This is a genomic window from Nocardiopsis sp. iso_238 (assembly GCF_056173325.1).
Genome location: NZ_CM149668.1, coordinates 2,983,960 through 2,997,394 on the forward strand (window position 1 = coordinate 2,983,960; position 13,435 = coordinate 2,997,394).

16 protein-coding genes are annotated in these 13,435 nt (G+C 72.2%); 8 read left to right on the forward strand and 8 right to left on the reverse strand.

Annotation, left to right across the window (positions count from 1 at the left end; genetic code table 11):
• The first annotated feature begins 206 nt into the window (after nt 1-206).
• The gene (locus tag AC0VYL_RS13360; RefSeq protein ID WP_475463057.1) at nt 207-836 is read left to right on the forward strand and encodes a helix-turn-helix domain-containing protein; all 630 of its coding nucleotides are present in this window, start codon (nt 207-209) and stop codon (nt 834-836) included.
• A gap of 47 nt (nt 837-883) precedes the next feature.
• Nucleotides 884-1,567, forward strand: a complete 684-nt coding sequence (locus tag AC0VYL_RS13365) for a hypothetical protein (protein ID WP_475452835.1) — start codon at nt 884-886, stop codon at nt 1,565-1,567.
• A gap of 2 nt (nt 1,568-1,569) precedes the next feature.
• Here the strand turns inward: AC0VYL_RS13365 and AC0VYL_RS13370 are convergent, their stop codons facing one another.
• Nucleotides 1,570-2,181, reverse strand: coding sequence for a histidine phosphatase family protein (locus AC0VYL_RS13370; RefSeq protein WP_475483349.1), 612 nt, complete (start codon nt 2,179-2,181; stop codon nt 1,570-1,572).
• Between the two features lie 235 nt (nt 2,182-2,416).
• Between AC0VYL_RS13370 and AC0VYL_RS13375 the strand changes: the two genes are divergently transcribed.
• Entirely contained in the window at nt 2,417-2,959 is a 543-nt protein-coding gene (locus AC0VYL_RS13375) for a type 1 glutamine amidotransferase domain-containing protein (protein WP_475483350.1), read from the forward strand.
• 90 nt (nt 2,960-3,049) lie between these two features.
• Here the strand turns inward: AC0VYL_RS13375 and AC0VYL_RS13380 are convergent, their stop codons facing one another.
• The 3 genes from AC0VYL_RS13380 to AC0VYL_RS13390 all read right to left on the reverse strand — a co-directional run bounded on the left by AC0VYL_RS13380 (nt 3,050) and on the right by AC0VYL_RS13390 (nt 6,002).
• On the reverse strand, nt 3,050-3,163 hold the full coding sequence (locus AC0VYL_RS13380; protein ID WP_475483351.1) for a methionine/alanine import family NSS transporter small subunit: 114 nt from the start codon (nt 3,161-3,163) through the stop codon (nt 3,050-3,052).
• Nucleotides 3,163-4,785 (reverse strand): sodium-dependent transporter, encoded by a 1,623-nt coding sequence (locus AC0VYL_RS13385; protein WP_475452842.1) that lies wholly within the window; start codon nt 4,783-4,785, stop codon nt 3,163-3,165. The genes AC0VYL_RS13380 and AC0VYL_RS13385 overlap by 1 nt, the downstream gene beginning before the upstream one ends.
• 212 nt (nt 4,786-4,997) lie before the next feature.
• Nucleotides 4,998-6,002, reverse strand: a complete 1,005-nt coding sequence (locus AC0VYL_RS13390; RefSeq protein WP_475483352.1) for a pirin family protein — start codon at nt 6,000-6,002, stop codon at nt 4,998-5,000.
• A gap of 158 nt (nt 6,003-6,160) precedes the next feature.
• On the opposite strand from AC0VYL_RS13390, the gene AC0VYL_RS13395 reads away from it, so the two are divergent.
• Nucleotides 6,161-6,922 carry an MBL fold metallo-hydrolase gene (locus tag AC0VYL_RS13395; protein WP_475452846.1) on the forward strand — a complete coding sequence of 254 codons (762 nt, stop codon included), beginning with the start codon at nt 6,161-6,163 and terminating at the stop codon, nt 6,920-6,922.
• A gap of 38 nt (nt 6,923-6,960) precedes the next feature.
• Nucleotides 6,961-7,890: a ribonuclease Z gene (locus AC0VYL_RS13400; RefSeq protein WP_475483353.1), complete on the forward strand. Its 930-nt coding sequence runs from the start codon at nt 6,961-6,963 to the stop codon at nt 7,888-7,890.
• 74 nt (nt 7,891-7,964) lie between these two features.
• Here AC0VYL_RS13400 and AC0VYL_RS13405 read toward each other — a convergent pair whose 3' ends face one another.
• Complete coding sequence (locus AC0VYL_RS13405) at nt 7,965-8,936, reverse strand: EamA family transporter (protein ID WP_475483354.1); 972 nt, start codon at nt 8,934-8,936, stop codon at nt 7,965-7,967.
• A 71-nt stretch (nt 8,937-9,007) separates the two neighbouring features.
• A complete protein-coding gene (locus AC0VYL_RS13410; RefSeq protein WP_475452852.1) occupies nt 9,008-9,520 on the reverse strand; it encodes an N-acetyltransferase family protein in 513 nt (170 codons plus the stop codon).
• Nucleotides 9,521-9,561: 41 nt separating this feature from the next.
• Here AC0VYL_RS13410 and AC0VYL_RS13415 point away from each other — a divergent pair, with 41 nt between their 5' ends.
• Complete coding sequence (locus AC0VYL_RS13415) at nt 9,562-10,122, forward strand: helix-turn-helix domain-containing protein (protein WP_475483355.1); 561 nt, start codon at nt 9,562-9,564, stop codon at nt 10,120-10,122.
• A gap of 4 nt (nt 10,123-10,126) precedes the next feature.
• Here the strand turns inward: AC0VYL_RS13415 and AC0VYL_RS13420 are convergent, their stop codons facing one another.
• Nucleotides 10,127-10,963, reverse strand: a complete 837-nt coding sequence (locus tag AC0VYL_RS13420) for an aminoglycoside phosphotransferase family protein (protein WP_475483356.1) — start codon at nt 10,961-10,963, stop codon at nt 10,127-10,129.
• A 122-nt stretch (nt 10,964-11,085) separates the two neighbouring features.
• On the opposite strand from AC0VYL_RS13420, the gene AC0VYL_RS13425 reads away from it, so the two are divergent.
• On the forward strand, nt 11,086-11,487 hold the full coding sequence (locus AC0VYL_RS13425) for a hypothetical protein (RefSeq protein ID WP_475483357.1): 402 nt from the start codon (nt 11,086-11,088) through the stop codon (nt 11,485-11,487).
• Nucleotides 11,488-11,501: 14 nt separating this feature from the next.
• Here AC0VYL_RS13425 and AC0VYL_RS13430 read toward each other — a convergent pair whose 3' ends face one another.
• Complete coding sequence (locus AC0VYL_RS13430; protein ID WP_475483358.1) at nt 11,502-12,581, reverse strand: Gfo/Idh/MocA family protein; 1,080 nt, start codon at nt 12,579-12,581, stop codon at nt 11,502-11,504.
• Nucleotides 12,582-12,646: 65 nt separating this feature from the next.
• On the opposite strand from AC0VYL_RS13430, the gene AC0VYL_RS13435 reads away from it, so the two are divergent.
• Nucleotides 12,647-13,342 carry a GNAT family N-acetyltransferase gene (locus AC0VYL_RS13435; protein WP_475483359.1) on the forward strand — a complete coding sequence of 232 codons (696 nt, stop codon included), beginning with the start codon at nt 12,647-12,649 and terminating at the stop codon, nt 13,340-13,342.
• Nucleotides 13,343-13,435: the final 93 nt, after the last annotated feature.

Genomic DNA, 13,435 nt, shown 5'->3' on the forward strand with positions numbered 1-13,435 from the left:
TGGGGAGGGCGCGCTTCGGCCGGTGATCACGACGAAGGTCGGGGGTGGGTGGGGCGCCACTGTCTTTGGTCGGGGGTGTCCCCCGACGACCGGCGCTGGTGGGCGTGGGGCGGGTCCGGTGGACTGGGAGGGTCGGGCGGACACCGGGGGAACCCTGAGGGCGTGCGGTGTCCGAGGGAGAGGGGGAGCTGTGGCAGATTCGGGGTATGGACGACGAACTCACCCCGGTGCTGGAGGCGGTGGGGCCGCGGTTGCGGTCCCTGCGCAGGGAACGGGGCACCACGCTGGCAGGGTTGTCGGAGCAGACGGGGATCTCGGTGAGCACCCTGTCCCGGCTGGAGTCGGGGCAACGGCGTCCCACCCTGGAACTCCTGCTGCCGCTGTCCCGCGTGTACGAGGTGCCCCTGGACCGGCTGGTGGGGCAGCCCCCGGTGCGCGACCCCCGGGTCCAGCGCGGGGCGTTCGTCCGCCACGGGGTCACCTACGTCCCCCTCAACCGCAGGCCGGGCGGACTCCAGGCCTACCGGATCACCAACCCGACGCCGAACGCCCCGCTCACCGTTCCGGCCGACCAGCTCGAACAGCGCACCCACGAGGGGCACGACTGGCTGTACGTCCTGGAGGGGCGGTTGCGGCTGGTCCTGGGCGACCACGACATGGTGTTGGAGGCCGGGGAGGTCGCGGAGTTCGACACCCGTATCCCGCATGCGCTGGCCAACCCCGGGCCGGGCCCGGTCGAGTACCTGGGCCTGTTCGGGCCGCAGGGTGAACGCGCGCACGTGCGGGTGCGCCCCCGGCAGGACTCGGGAAAAAGGGGGGAACCGGGCGAGGAGTGAACGGCGTCTCAGTGGGTGGAGAGCCGCACTGAGAGGAAGAATCACCCATGTCTGGTGGCACCCTGGCGATCATGGCGATCGCCGTCGTCATCATCATCGCGATCGTGGTGATGTCCTCGGCCGCCGAACGGCGGCGGTCGGAGGCCCTGGAGGGCTGGGCCGGGGAGCGGGGCTGGAGGTACGACCGGGAGCGGCCGGAGCTGGTCGACCGGTTCTCCGGGACCCCCTTCCAGTCGGGGCGCTCCAACGCCAAGGCCCGGCACGTGCTGACGGCCGACCACCGGGGGCACCGGGTCCTGGCCTTCGAGTACTCGTACACCACGACCAGCCACAACGGCCAGCAGCCGATCACCATCGCGCACAGCTATGGTGTCGTGACCGTGGGCACGCCGCGCACCCCCGTGATGGAGATCAGGAACGCACACCTCGGGCAAACCCTGCTGAAGCTGTTGGGCATGCACGAGTTCCAGGCGGGCGACCCGGCCTTCGACAACATCTTCTGGATCGCCACAGAGGACAGCGCCTTCGCCCTGGCCGTGCTGGCACCGGAGGTGCGGGCGTGGCTGTTGGAACGCGCCGAGCAGCGGATTCCGTTCCGGTTCACCGGCGACCACCTCCTGACCTGGTTCACGGGCACCCTGGAGCCCGAGGACGCGGTGTCCTCCGCCGACACCCTGATCGACCTGCTGGAGAAGGTCCCCTCCCAGGCCTGGGAGGGGACACCGAGCTGAGCTCAGGGCCGCAGGTGGGGCGGGAATCCGGTCCATCGCAGCTCGTCGGGCAGGTGGGTGAGGTCGTTGAGGGTGACCACCGAGGCCGGGCTGTGTGGGGCGTAGCGGATGACGGTCAGTCCGGCGTTGGCGGCTCCCACGCTCACCCACCGCCAGGGCGGCGCGTCCAGCGCCGCCGTGACCAGCCAGGCCACGAGGTAGGCGTGGGTGATGACCACCTCGCGGCGTTCCGTCTCGCCCTGCGCGGGGCCGGTCAGAAGCTCCAGCGCCCTTCGGCCCAGGTCGGGGGAGCGCTCGGCGGGTGGGACGCGGTCAAGGAAGTCGAGGACGCCGTCGGCGTGGATGGCGGGTAGTTCGCGGCGTTCGGGCAGGTGGGGGGCGTAGTCCCCGGCCTCGGGGAGCTCCTCCGGGGTCACGCCCTCCAGGTGGGAGGCCACCAGGTGGGCGGTGAGCGCGGCACGCGGCAGCGGGCCGTGCCGGAGCGTGTGGGGTGCGAAGCCGCTCAGCCGGGCCCCGAGCAGGTCGGCCTGGAGACGTCCGGTGTCGGTGAGCTCTCCGGTGTCCGGGTCGGCCTGGGCGTGGCGGGCCAGGTAGAGGTGTCGGGTCGCGGCCATGGGAGGCCCTTTCCGGGTGGGGGGGCTGGGGGCGTCCTCCCTAGGACGCCCCGGCGCGGCGCGTGGTTCGTGCCGGGGCGTCCGCTGCCGCTCCGAGAGCCGTACACCGGGGCGTGGGGGCGCCGCGCGGACCGAACCGGCGGCGGTACGTGAGTGGAGGGGGCTGGGCGGGTAGGCCCGCACGTGTCAGCGGACCCGTTCGGGTCCGCGCACCCGAGGATCACAGGGGGACACGATGGCTGACCCACTCACCGGACGCCGGGTGGCGATTCTCGCCGCGGACGGGGTCGAGCAGGTGGAGCTGGTCCAACCGCGCCAGGCGCTGGTCGAGGCTGGCGCCCAGGTGGATCTGGTCTCGTTGCGTGAAGGGCAGATCCAGGCGATGAACGGGGACATCGAACCCGCCGACCGGTTCACGGTGGACCGGGTGGTGTCCGAGGTCGGTGTCGACGACTACGAGGCGCTCGTGGTTCCTGGCGGCACGATCAATCCGGACAACCTGCGGTCGGACGCCGACGCGGTGCGGCTCGTGCGCGACTTCGTGGCCCGGGGCAAGCCGGTCGCGGCGATCTGCCACGGGCCCTGGGTGCTGGTGGAGGCCGACGTGGTGCGGGGTCGCACCGTCACCTCCTTCCCCAGCATCCGCACCGACATCCGCAACGCCGGGGGAACCGTGGTGGAGGAGGAGGTGGTCACGGACCATGGTGTGACCACCAGCCGCAACCCGGACGACCTGCCCGCGTTCTGTGCGCGGATCGTCCGGGAGTTCGCCGCCTGACCCTTCCGGGTCCGGGGACCGTCCGTACACGGCCGAGGGGCCGCGATCCGCGTGTGCGGTTCGCGGCCCCTCGGGCTGCGGCTGGTGTGGCTACTCCGCCTCGGGATCGTCGGGGTGGCGTCGCAGGTGGATGACGGCCGCGACGAGGCCGCCCCAGAGCACGGTGATGGAGATGACCATCATGATGATGGCGCTGGTTGTCATCAGCGGTCCTCTTCCTTGTCCTTGTCGAAGGCCGGGGTGGTCGCGCCGGAGGGCGTGATGTCGTTGGGCTCCTCCAGTTGGACGGGGTGGCCGTCCTCCTCCGCGGCGGTGCGCTCCGCGTCGTGGCTGGCGATCACGTCGGCGCGCTTCCACGGGACGCAGGAGATGACGATGCCGAAGACGATGGCGCCGATGGCCACGCCCCAACCGGCGACCAGGAGGAAGCCTTCCGGGTAGCCCTCGTAGTTGGAGGTGAGCTCGGTGCGCAGGCTGTCCCACATCATGAAGCCGAGCAGGATCGGGGTGATGCCGCCCAGGGCGATCTTCCACCACCAGTCGAGCTTGACCGAGGACACGGCGTTGGCGTGCCGCTCGAACATGGGCAGCTTGCGCAGCAGCCACCCGAACACCAGGACCATCACGAGACCGGCGAGCGCGATGCCGTACTGGTTGATGAAGTGGTCGAAGGTGTCGAGGAAGTACAGGCCCTCGGGGGTCGGGAAGAGCAGGATCGAGGCCAGCGCGGTGGCTCCGCCGACCAGCAGCACGGTCTGGACGCGCCCCAGGCCGGTGCGGTCCTGCACCGCCGAGACGATCACCTGGACGATGCTGATCAGTGAGGTGATACCCGCGATGACCAGGCTGGCGAAGAAGAGCACGCCGAAGAACGCCCCGCCCAGGGGCAGCGTGGAGATGATCTGCGGGAAGGCGACGAAGGCCAGGCCGATTCCGGCGGTGGCGACCTCGTCGACGTTGGTGCCCGCGGCCGTGGCCATGAAGCCCAGGGCGGCGAACACGCCGATTCCGGCCAGGAGCTCGAAGGAGCTGTTGGCGAAGCCCGCGACCATGGCGGAACCGGTCAGGTTGGCCTTGCGCTTCAGGTAGGAGGCGTAGGTGACCATGATGGCGAAGCCGATGGACAGGGAGAAGAAGATCTGTCCGTAGGCGGCGATCCACACACCGCCGTCCAGCATGGCGGACCAGTTCGGGGTGAACAGGGCGTTGAGGCCCTCCACCGCCCCGTCCAGTGTGAGCGCCTGCACGACCAGCAGCAGGAAGAGCACCACCAGCAGCGGGATGAAGATCTTGTTGGCCTTCTCGATGCCCTTGCGCACGCCCAGGGCGAGCACGGTCAGGACGACGATCCACACGGCCACCAGGGGCCAGGCGACGCCCCCCACGAACCCGGAGACCATGCCGGGGCCGTCGCTGACCTGGAGGAAGTCGTTGAAGAAGAACCCGTCCGGGTCGTCCCCCCACTGCTGTCCGACGGAGAACCAGGTGTAGCGCACACCCCAGGCCACGATGACGGCGTAGTAGATGGCGATGACGAAGCAGATGGCCACCTGCCACCATCCGATGGCCTCGGCCGGGCGGAAGACGCGCCGGTAGGACAGCGGAGCCGAGGAACGGTACCGGTGTCCGATGCTGTACTCGAGGATGAGCAGCGGGATACCCGCGGTCAGCAGAGCGATGAGGTACGGGATGAGGAAGGCTCCGCCCCCGTTTTCGTAGGCGACGTAGGGGAATCGCCAGATGTTGCCGAGTCCGATGGCCGATCCGATCGCGGCCATCAGGAATCCCGCGCGCGTCCCCCACTGCTCGCGAGGCTGTTGCCCCATGTTCAGGTCTCCTAAATCATCCCGTAGTTCGCGATCCGCACCGTAGCAGGATTTGTGCCTTTGAGCATTGTTGGAGCAGGTCCGCGCGCTGAATGTCGTCGTCCGGTCGGCCTTTGGTGCGGGATCGTCCAGCTCCCGCACCGGGGACTCCGGGCAAGTCCCGCTTACCTTTCACGTTCAGCGTCCCTCACCCGGAGGGTGGGGACGCCGGTTCAGGCGTCACGGTGTCGTGGGCGCGGACGCAGCCGCGCGTTGGGCAGGTCGGGGGCGGGCAGCGCCGCGCCGTCGTCGGCGCGTACCGGGTCGAACCGGAAGCCCTCACCCGGCTCGTGCCCTTCGCGCTGCTCCTCCCAGTCGGCTCGGGCGCGCACGATCTCGTCGTGGTCGCGGCCCACGAAGTTCCACCACATCACCAGGTCCTCGGAGAAGGGTTCGCCGCCGATGAGGAGCACGTGGGTGCGCTCGGTGGCGTGGAACTCGACGCCGTCCCGGCCGGGGCCCAGGTAGAGGAGGGAGCCGGGGACGACCCGGTGACCGTGGGCGTGCACGGGGGCGTCCAGGGGCAGCAGGCCGTGTTCGAACCCGGCCTGGACGGGCAGGGTGACGGTCCCGCCCGCCTCGACGACGATCTCGGCGCCGACCAGGGGTGTGTGGGTGCGCGCGGGTGAGCGGTGGCCCCCGAGTTCGCCCATGATCACGGTGACCCGGGCGCCGGGCAGGGAGAACCCGGGCAGGTCGGCGTGGTGTTCGAAGTGGGCGGGGCCCTGGCGGTCGTGCCCAGGCAGGGCCACCCACAGCTGTGCTCCCTGGAGGAGGTCGGGTGCCTGCTCGGGGGTGCGTTCGGAGTGGGCGATGCCGTTGCCGGCGGTCATGAGGTTGAGCTGGCCGGGGCGGACCAGCTGGTCGGAGCCGAGGCCGTCCAGGTGGTGGACGGTGCCCTGGACCAGCCAGCTCACCGTCTGCAGGCCGATGTGGGGGTGGGGCGGCACCTGCATGCCGGGGCCGGTGCTGACGTCGGCGGGTCCGTAGACGTCGGCGAAGCACCAGGCACCGACCATGCGGCGGTTCCTGCCGGGGAGGGCGCGGTGGACGAGCATGGCGCGCGGTCCTCCGAGGGGGACCTCGCGTGGTTCGAGGAGTTCGGTGTCGGGTTCGGGGCCGGTGCGGTCGGCCTCGCAGACCTGTCGTTCGGTGGGGTGGGGTTCGACGTTGCTCACCCGGTCGACGCTAGCCCAGCCGGGGTGCTGACGCACGTGGGCGGGGGTGTGGCGGGTGAGGTGGGTGAGTCCTGCTGCGCTAGAAGGGGAGTTCGCGGGTAGGAGTGGGGGACGGGGTCCGTTCTCGGGTTCTCACGCATGCCCATCCGGGAGGAATCATGACCCATGTCCCCGACGAGGTCGCCCCCGGTGTGTACCGGATCGGTGACCCGCTCGTGAACTTCTACCTGGTGGAGACCGGGGAGGGGCTGGTGATGGTGGACGCCGGTCTGCCCTCGCACAGCGGTCGGTTCCTGGACGCGGTCGCCTGGGTGGGGGGTCGGCTGCGGGCGGTGGTGCTCACCCACGCCCATCCGGACCACACGGGGTTGGCCGAACGGGCCCGTGACAAGGCGGGCGCGCGGGTGTGGGTGCACGAGGCCGACGCGCCGATCCTGGTGGACGGCCCGACCAGCGCGATGGTCCACGCCCGTCCCGAGCGGCCGTTGCTCCCCTACCTGGCGCGGCACCCGGCGACGGTGCGGGCCCTGGTGCGCCTGGGGCACGCCGGGGCGTTCACGGCGGACCGGGTGAGCGAGTTCTCCGTCTTCGGTGACGACCAGGTGCTGGAGGAGGTGCCGGGCCGACCCCGGGTGGTACCCGCGCCGGGGCACACCCCCGGCAGTGTGCTGGTGGTCTTCGAGGAGCGGGGGGTGGCCTTCACCGGGGACGCCCTGGTCACGACGGACCCGAGTACGGGGTGTGACGGCCCCCGTGTCGTGAGCCGGATGTCCACGCACGACAGCGCCCGCGCGATGGAGTCGTTGGAGAGTCTGGCCGCGCTGCCGGAGCGGAGCGTGTTGCTGCCGGGACACGGCGCCCCCTTCACTGACGGTCCGCGTGCCGCGATGATCCGTGCCCGCGCCACCGGGGTCCGCTGAGAGCGCCGCCCGCGGCTCGCGGTGGGACAATACGGCCCATGTCCGTACGTGAACTCGTGGTCCTGGGGACCTCCAGCGCGGTGCCCACCCGTCGGCGCAACCACAACGGCTACTTCCTGCGCTGGGGTGACCAGGGGGTGCTGTTCGACCCGGGGGAGGGCACGCAGCGGCAGATGCGTCTGGCGGGGCTGGCCGCCAACGACATCACCAGGATCTGCGTGACGCACTTCCATGGCGACCACAGTCTGGGGCTGCCCGGGGTCATCCAGCGCATCGCCCGCGACCAGGTCCAGCACACGGTGCGGGTGGCCTACCCGGGCGCCGGTGAGGAGTACTGGCGGCGGCTGCGGCACGCCACCTCCTTCCGCGACACCGAGGTGGTGGTGCCCCAGCCGGTGGGCGGCTCCGGCGGCTGTGTGGTGGGCCCGGACGAGCCGTTCACGGTCACGGCCCTGCCTCTGCGCCACTCGATGCCCGCCTACGGGTACCGGTTGACCGAACCCGACGGGTGGCGGATGCTGCCCGACCGCCTGCGGAGCCTCAGGGTGCGCGGCCCCGACATCTCCCGGCTCCAGCGGGAGGGGTCCCTGGAGCTGGCGGACGGCCGCGTGGTGGAGCTGTCCGACTGCGCGGTGCCCCGCCCCGGCCAGGTGTTCGCGTTCGTGATGGACACGGGCGTGTGCGAGCAGGCGGTGGAGCTGGCCCAGGGGGCGGACATGCTGGTCATCGAGTCCACGTATCTGGACTCGGAGGAGCACCTGGCCGAGGCGTACGGGCACCTGACGGCGCGTCAGGCCGGGCGGATCGCCGCTCGGGCGGGTGTGCGACTGCTGGTGCTGACCCACCTGTCGGAGCGCTACGAGGAGACCGACGAGGGTCTCTTCGCGGCCCAGGCGAGCGAGGAGTTCGACGGGCGGGTCGTGCTCGCCGCCGACCTGGACCGGATCGCGATGCCTTCCCGGCGCTGACGCGAACGGCGATGCCTCCCGTCGGTACCGAACGGTGGGTCCGGGGTACGGGCGGGGCACCCGCGTCCCGCCGGTCAGCTCCGGTCCGGGGCGGGTTCCGTCTCGGAGACGGCGGGGGTGTCCTCCGTGGCGGCCGTCGGCGGGCTCGGCACGGAGGTCTGGGCGATGAAGGCCCCGGTCACGATGACCACCGCGCCGACGACCTGCACCAGGCTGAGCGCCTCGCCCAGCAGCACCCAGGCGAGCACGATCGCGGTGACCACCTCCAGGTAGGCCACACCACCCGCGACCTGCGGCGACAGGCGTCGGATCGCCGAGACCCCGGCGAAGTAGGCGACGGCGGTGCACACCAGGCCCAGCCACAGCACCAGGGCCCAGCCCGGCAGGGTGAGCGCCCCCAGCGGGAGCGGGTCCGCGAGCACCCCCCACGGCAGGGTCCAGGGTTGGGCGAGCACCCCCAGCAGGACGGCGGCGATCAGCGCGCCGAAGGCGATCACTGCCAGAGGATCGGTGTCCTGTCCGATGGCGTCCCCGAGCAGGAAGAAGGCGGCCTGTGCGGCGGCCGCGCCCAGGGCCAGGCCCACGCCGACGGCGTCCAGGCTCAGGCCCGCCCAGATCTCCAGGAGCAGGCCGAGCCCGGTCACGGCGAGGACGACCCCGACCACGGCGGCGGGGGAGACCCGGTCGCGGCGCACCACCCGGACCCACAGCAGCACCAGGACGGGGCCGAGGAACTCCACGAGCAGCGCGATCCCCACCGGGATGCGGGCGACGGCGGCGAAGTAGAGGGCCTGCACTCCGGCCATGGGGAAGATCCCGTACGCCAGGACCAGCAGAGGCCTGTTCCGGGCGGTGCGCCAGTGCCGCAGCGCCACGGGAAGCAGGATGAGCGCGGCCCCGGCCACCCGCAGCCAGGTGACCTGGAGCGGGTCCACGCCCGCGTCCAACAGGGGGCGGGCGAAGACCCCCGCGCCTCCGAAGGCCAGGGCGGCGGCGAGCGCGAAGGCCAGCCCCGAGGGGCGGTGGCGGGCGGTGGTCGCGGACACGGGTCACTCCAGGGGATGGCGGGGAGAGGGGACCTCGTCGAGCATAGGGGTGCGGGGGTGGGGCGGCCCGGCTAAGGGGTGAGGTCCAGCTGGGCCCACGCGACGTCGTGCCAGGCGTCGTGCTTGTGTCCCACCCGGCGCATGACCCCCACGTCCTCGAAGCCCATGGCCCGGTGCAGGCCCAGGCTGGCGTCGTTGGGCAGGGTCATGCAGGCGATGGCGGTGTGCATCCCGCGTGCGGCCAGGCGCGGCATCAGCGCGGCGTACAGGGCCCGTCCCGCGCCCCGGCGGCGGCGCCCGCGTTCGAGGTAGACGCTGACCTCGCAGGTCCGGCGGTAGGCGGCGCGGGTGCGGAAGGTGCCGCCGTAGGCGTAGCCGAGCACGCCCTCCTCGTCCTCCATGACGATCCACGCGTGGTGGCGCTGGGCCTCGGTGATGCGCCGGGCCATCTCCTCCTCCGAGGGCGGGTCGAGTTCGAAGGTGATGGAGGTGTCGGTGACGTAGGGGGCGTAGATGGCCGCGCACGCCGCCGCGTCGGTGACGGTGGCGTCGCGGATGCTGTCGTGCGTGAGCAGGGCGTCCATAGTTGAAGATGATAAGCGAAGGCGTCCACTATGGTGAACGCATGAGTGACGAACTCGGACCCGCCCTCGCCGTGACCCTCCAGACCCTCCGCCGCGACCGGGGGCTCAGCGGCGCCGCCCTGGCGGACCTGTCCGGGGTCTCCCGGGCCATGATCAGCCGGATCGAGAACGGGGAGGCCCAGCCCACCGCCTCTCTGCTGGGCCGCCTCTCCGGGGCGCTCGGTCTGACGCTCTCCGAACTCATCGCCCAGGCCGAGCAGGGTGACCGCCGCCTGGCGCGCCGGGACCAGCAGCCCCTGTGGACCGATCCGGAGACGGGCTACCGCCGTCGCGCGGTCTCGCCCACCTCCGGGGGATCGCTCGAACTGGTCGAGGTGGAACTCCCGCCGGGCGCCCGGGTGCCCTACCCCGAGGAGGTGTTCACCTTCACCCACCACCAGATCTGGGTCCTGGAGGGCGTGCTCGCCTTCCGTGAGGGATCGACGGAACACCTCCTCGAACGTGGGGACTGCCTCCAGCTCGGCGCCCCCGCGCCCTGCGAGTACCGCAACCCGACCGGGAGTCCCTGCCGCTACCTGGTGGCCGTGACCCGCCGGGCGTAGGACCTCAGTCGGTCAGGGCGGCGAGGAGGACGGGGCGCTGGTCGCGCAGCCAACGACCGCGACGGGCCTTCCCCCGTTCCCACGCGGACCAGCCGCCCGCCCGTTCCACGTCCCGGACGAAGAGGGGGTTGCCCTGCTCCACCATGTCCCGGACGAAGTCGCGGGACACTTCGTCGTACTGCTCCAGGGCCTCGGGAAGGGTGCTGCGGTCGGCGTCTGGCAGACGGTAGCCGTCGGCGATCAGGCGCAGCCGGTGCGGGAGGCGGGTTCCGGCGAACTCCGTGCGGGCCAGGGCCTCCGGTGGCAGGGCGGGGCCCAGGTAGAAGGCGAGGGCGGCCAGGTCCCAGACGGGGCGGCCCGGGGCGGCGAGGTCGAAGTCGATCAGGGCGACGGCCTCGCCGTCGCGGAAGACCAGGTTCTCCAGGCAGGGGTCGTTGTGGCAGAGCAGGGTGCCGCCCTCGGGGTCGCTCAGTGCGGTGGGCCAGGTCGCCCCGGGGTCGATCGGGACGTGCTCGGCGGCGTCGTGGTAGCGGCGTAGGAGGCGGGCGCAGCTGGTCACCACGCGATCCGTACGGGACCAGGCCGGGAAGGGCGGAAGGGCCACGTCGCCCTCGACGAAGGTGAGCTCCTCCGCGCCGGGACCGTCGCCTCCCTCGGCAGGGCGCAGGGCCAGCGGCCGGGGAGCCCCGGTGAACCCGCCATCTGTCAGGGCGGAGAGGAAGCGGTGCAGCGCGGGGACGTGGGGCGGGGCCACGCGCACCACGCGGTCGCCCCGACGGACGACGGTGTTCATCATCCCGCCGCTCAACGGCTGATCCCGTTCGTGGTGTCCGGTGTCCATGTCCGGGCCTCCGTGCCTCGACGCGTGGCGTGTACGGGAAATCCGGTGGTGTCTCCCGAACGACCAACCTAGTCTCGTGCCACCGTTCGACCCAGCCCATCGTGGAAGGAGCGTGAGGCACCGTGCCGCGCCGCCGATCACCCCAGGAGAAGAAACTCCTCAGCTACGCGAAGGACCGCCGCAACGGCTACGGCGAGAACGACAAGAGCTCCCGTCGCAACATCGCCCGCAACAAGCGCCGACAGGTGCGGGTGCCCCGACGGCGCGCGTCTGAGGCCCTGGCGGTCACGCGGGGCGGTCTCGACCCGGAGTCCGGAGCCGAGGCCCAGGAGCGGGTGGAGCGACGCGCCCCCGCGGAACGCCACGTGTGGTCCAAGTGGCGGGACCAGACCCTGGCCGAGTACGTGCTCGGGAAGCTGGGCGAGCGCGTGGAGGCCGAGGGGGAGGACAGTGCCAACGCCGGACGCCTGGAGCGGGTCCGGCGCGTGCACGCGCGGGTGCGCCGCAGGGACCCGGCCAGCTGACGGGTCCGGCGCGCTCACCCCAGGTCGGGCAGGGGGACGGGGACCGAGCCCTGTTCGAGGGAACGGGCTCCGGCCACCCCCACGAGGGAGGCCGCGACCGCCTCGCGCACCCCGGTGACCGGTGGCGCGCCCTGTTCGACGGTGGCGCGGAAGGCCTGGAGCAGCAGCACCGTGCCCTCCGCGCTCCGCTCCACGGGTTCACCGTCCAGGGACAGCTCCGGGGGAACGCGCACCTCCTCCCGGGCCCGGCCGTCGACCTGGGTCCACCCCTCGGTGCGCACCCGCACGGACCAGGCCTGGTCGCCCCGGGCGCGGACCGACTCGGCCAGACCCCGTTCACCGCGCACCGACACCCAGCTCCAGTGGCTGTCGGGCTCCCCTTGCAGGAACCCGTTGCGGGTGAGGGCCAGTGCCCCGCTGGACAGGCGCACCGCCATGACACTGGCCTGGCGGGGCGCGGTGGTGTCGGCGGTGAAGGCTGTCACCTCCACGGGGCGCGCGCCGGTCAGGGCCAGGATCGGGGAGAGGGAGTGGGTGCAGTAGGCCGTGGGGGCGATGGTGCCCCGCCAGTGGCCCGGGTCCCCGATGAGGCCGTTGACGTCCTGGGGCGACATGCCGTGCAGGTAGTCGGCCTCGATGTGGGTGACCCGGCCGATCTCGGGCAGGGCCTCGCGGATCAGGCGCACGTGCGGCAGCAGCACGTAGTTCTCGGCCAGGGAGTAGGTGGCGCCGGAGCGGTCGGCCGCCTCGACGAGGCGGCGACCCTGTTCCTCGTCGGCGCACGCGGCGGTCTCGGACAGCACGTGCACGCCCCGGTCCAGGAAGGCGATCGCCAGGGGCGCGTGGGCGTCGAAGTCGTTGGCCAGGATCACTCCGTCCAGGCCCGTGTCCAGCAGGTCGCGCCAGTCGCTCACCCTTCGTGCGTCGGGCAGGGCCGCACCGGCCCGGGCCAGCACGGCCGGATCGCGGTCGCACAACGCCTCGACCCAGATCCCGAGCCGTTCGCACCAGGCCGCCAGATGCGAGCCCATTCCCAGTCCCACCACTCCCACGCGCATGGGGCCGATCATGGCGGTCAGTCGTGGGGGCCGCAAGCGAATTGCGTGTGGCGCCGGAGATCGGCCACGAATCGTCGTCCCGGGATGGTGGGATGGTCCGTATGAGCCTGACACTCCCCGACTCCCTGGCACCTCTGGTCCGACGCTGGCAGCGGGGATGGGCACTGGCCGCCGCGCTCACCCCCGCCACGGAGGCCGACGGCGCCCTGCACGTGCGGTTCGAGCGACCCAGGAGATGGGTGGAGCGGATCGTCCTCGACGCCGACCGGTACCCGGAGCGGACCCTGGCCCTGGCGGAACGGGTCGCCGCCTCACCGGATCCGGACTGGCTCACGGTGCCCACCCGCGACCCCGAGGCGACCGTTCGGCTGTTGGCCGGGACGGGGCTGGAAGTGGACACCGGGCACGAGACCCTCATGACCGTCGACCTCACCGCGCACCCCGCGCCCACGCCGCCGGTCGCCCCCTACGCCGTCCACCTGGACGAGGAGTGCGTGGTGCCCGGTCAGGAGACGGTGCTCAGAGCCAGCCTGTCGGCGCCCGGGCACGTCCGGGCGGGCAGCGGGATCGGCGCGCTGGTGGGCACCGACATGGTCGCCCACGCCATCGGGACCGAGTCCGGGCACCGCCGACGGGGGCTCGGGTCGGTGGTGATGCGGACCCTGGTCTCCCGTGCCCGCGAGCTCGGGGCGCGGGAGGGGCTGTTGGTCTCCACTCGGCAGGGGTACCGTCTGTACGCCTCGCTGGGGTGGCGGCCCCGGGCGACGGTGGTGGTCGCGCGCGCGGCCCGGGGGTAGGGAACGACACGGGCAGAGCGGGGAGCGGTCGAAGCGGGACGGAACCGGACGTGTAACGTCGTTGGGGGCCTCGAACGTGGCCGCATCACTGAT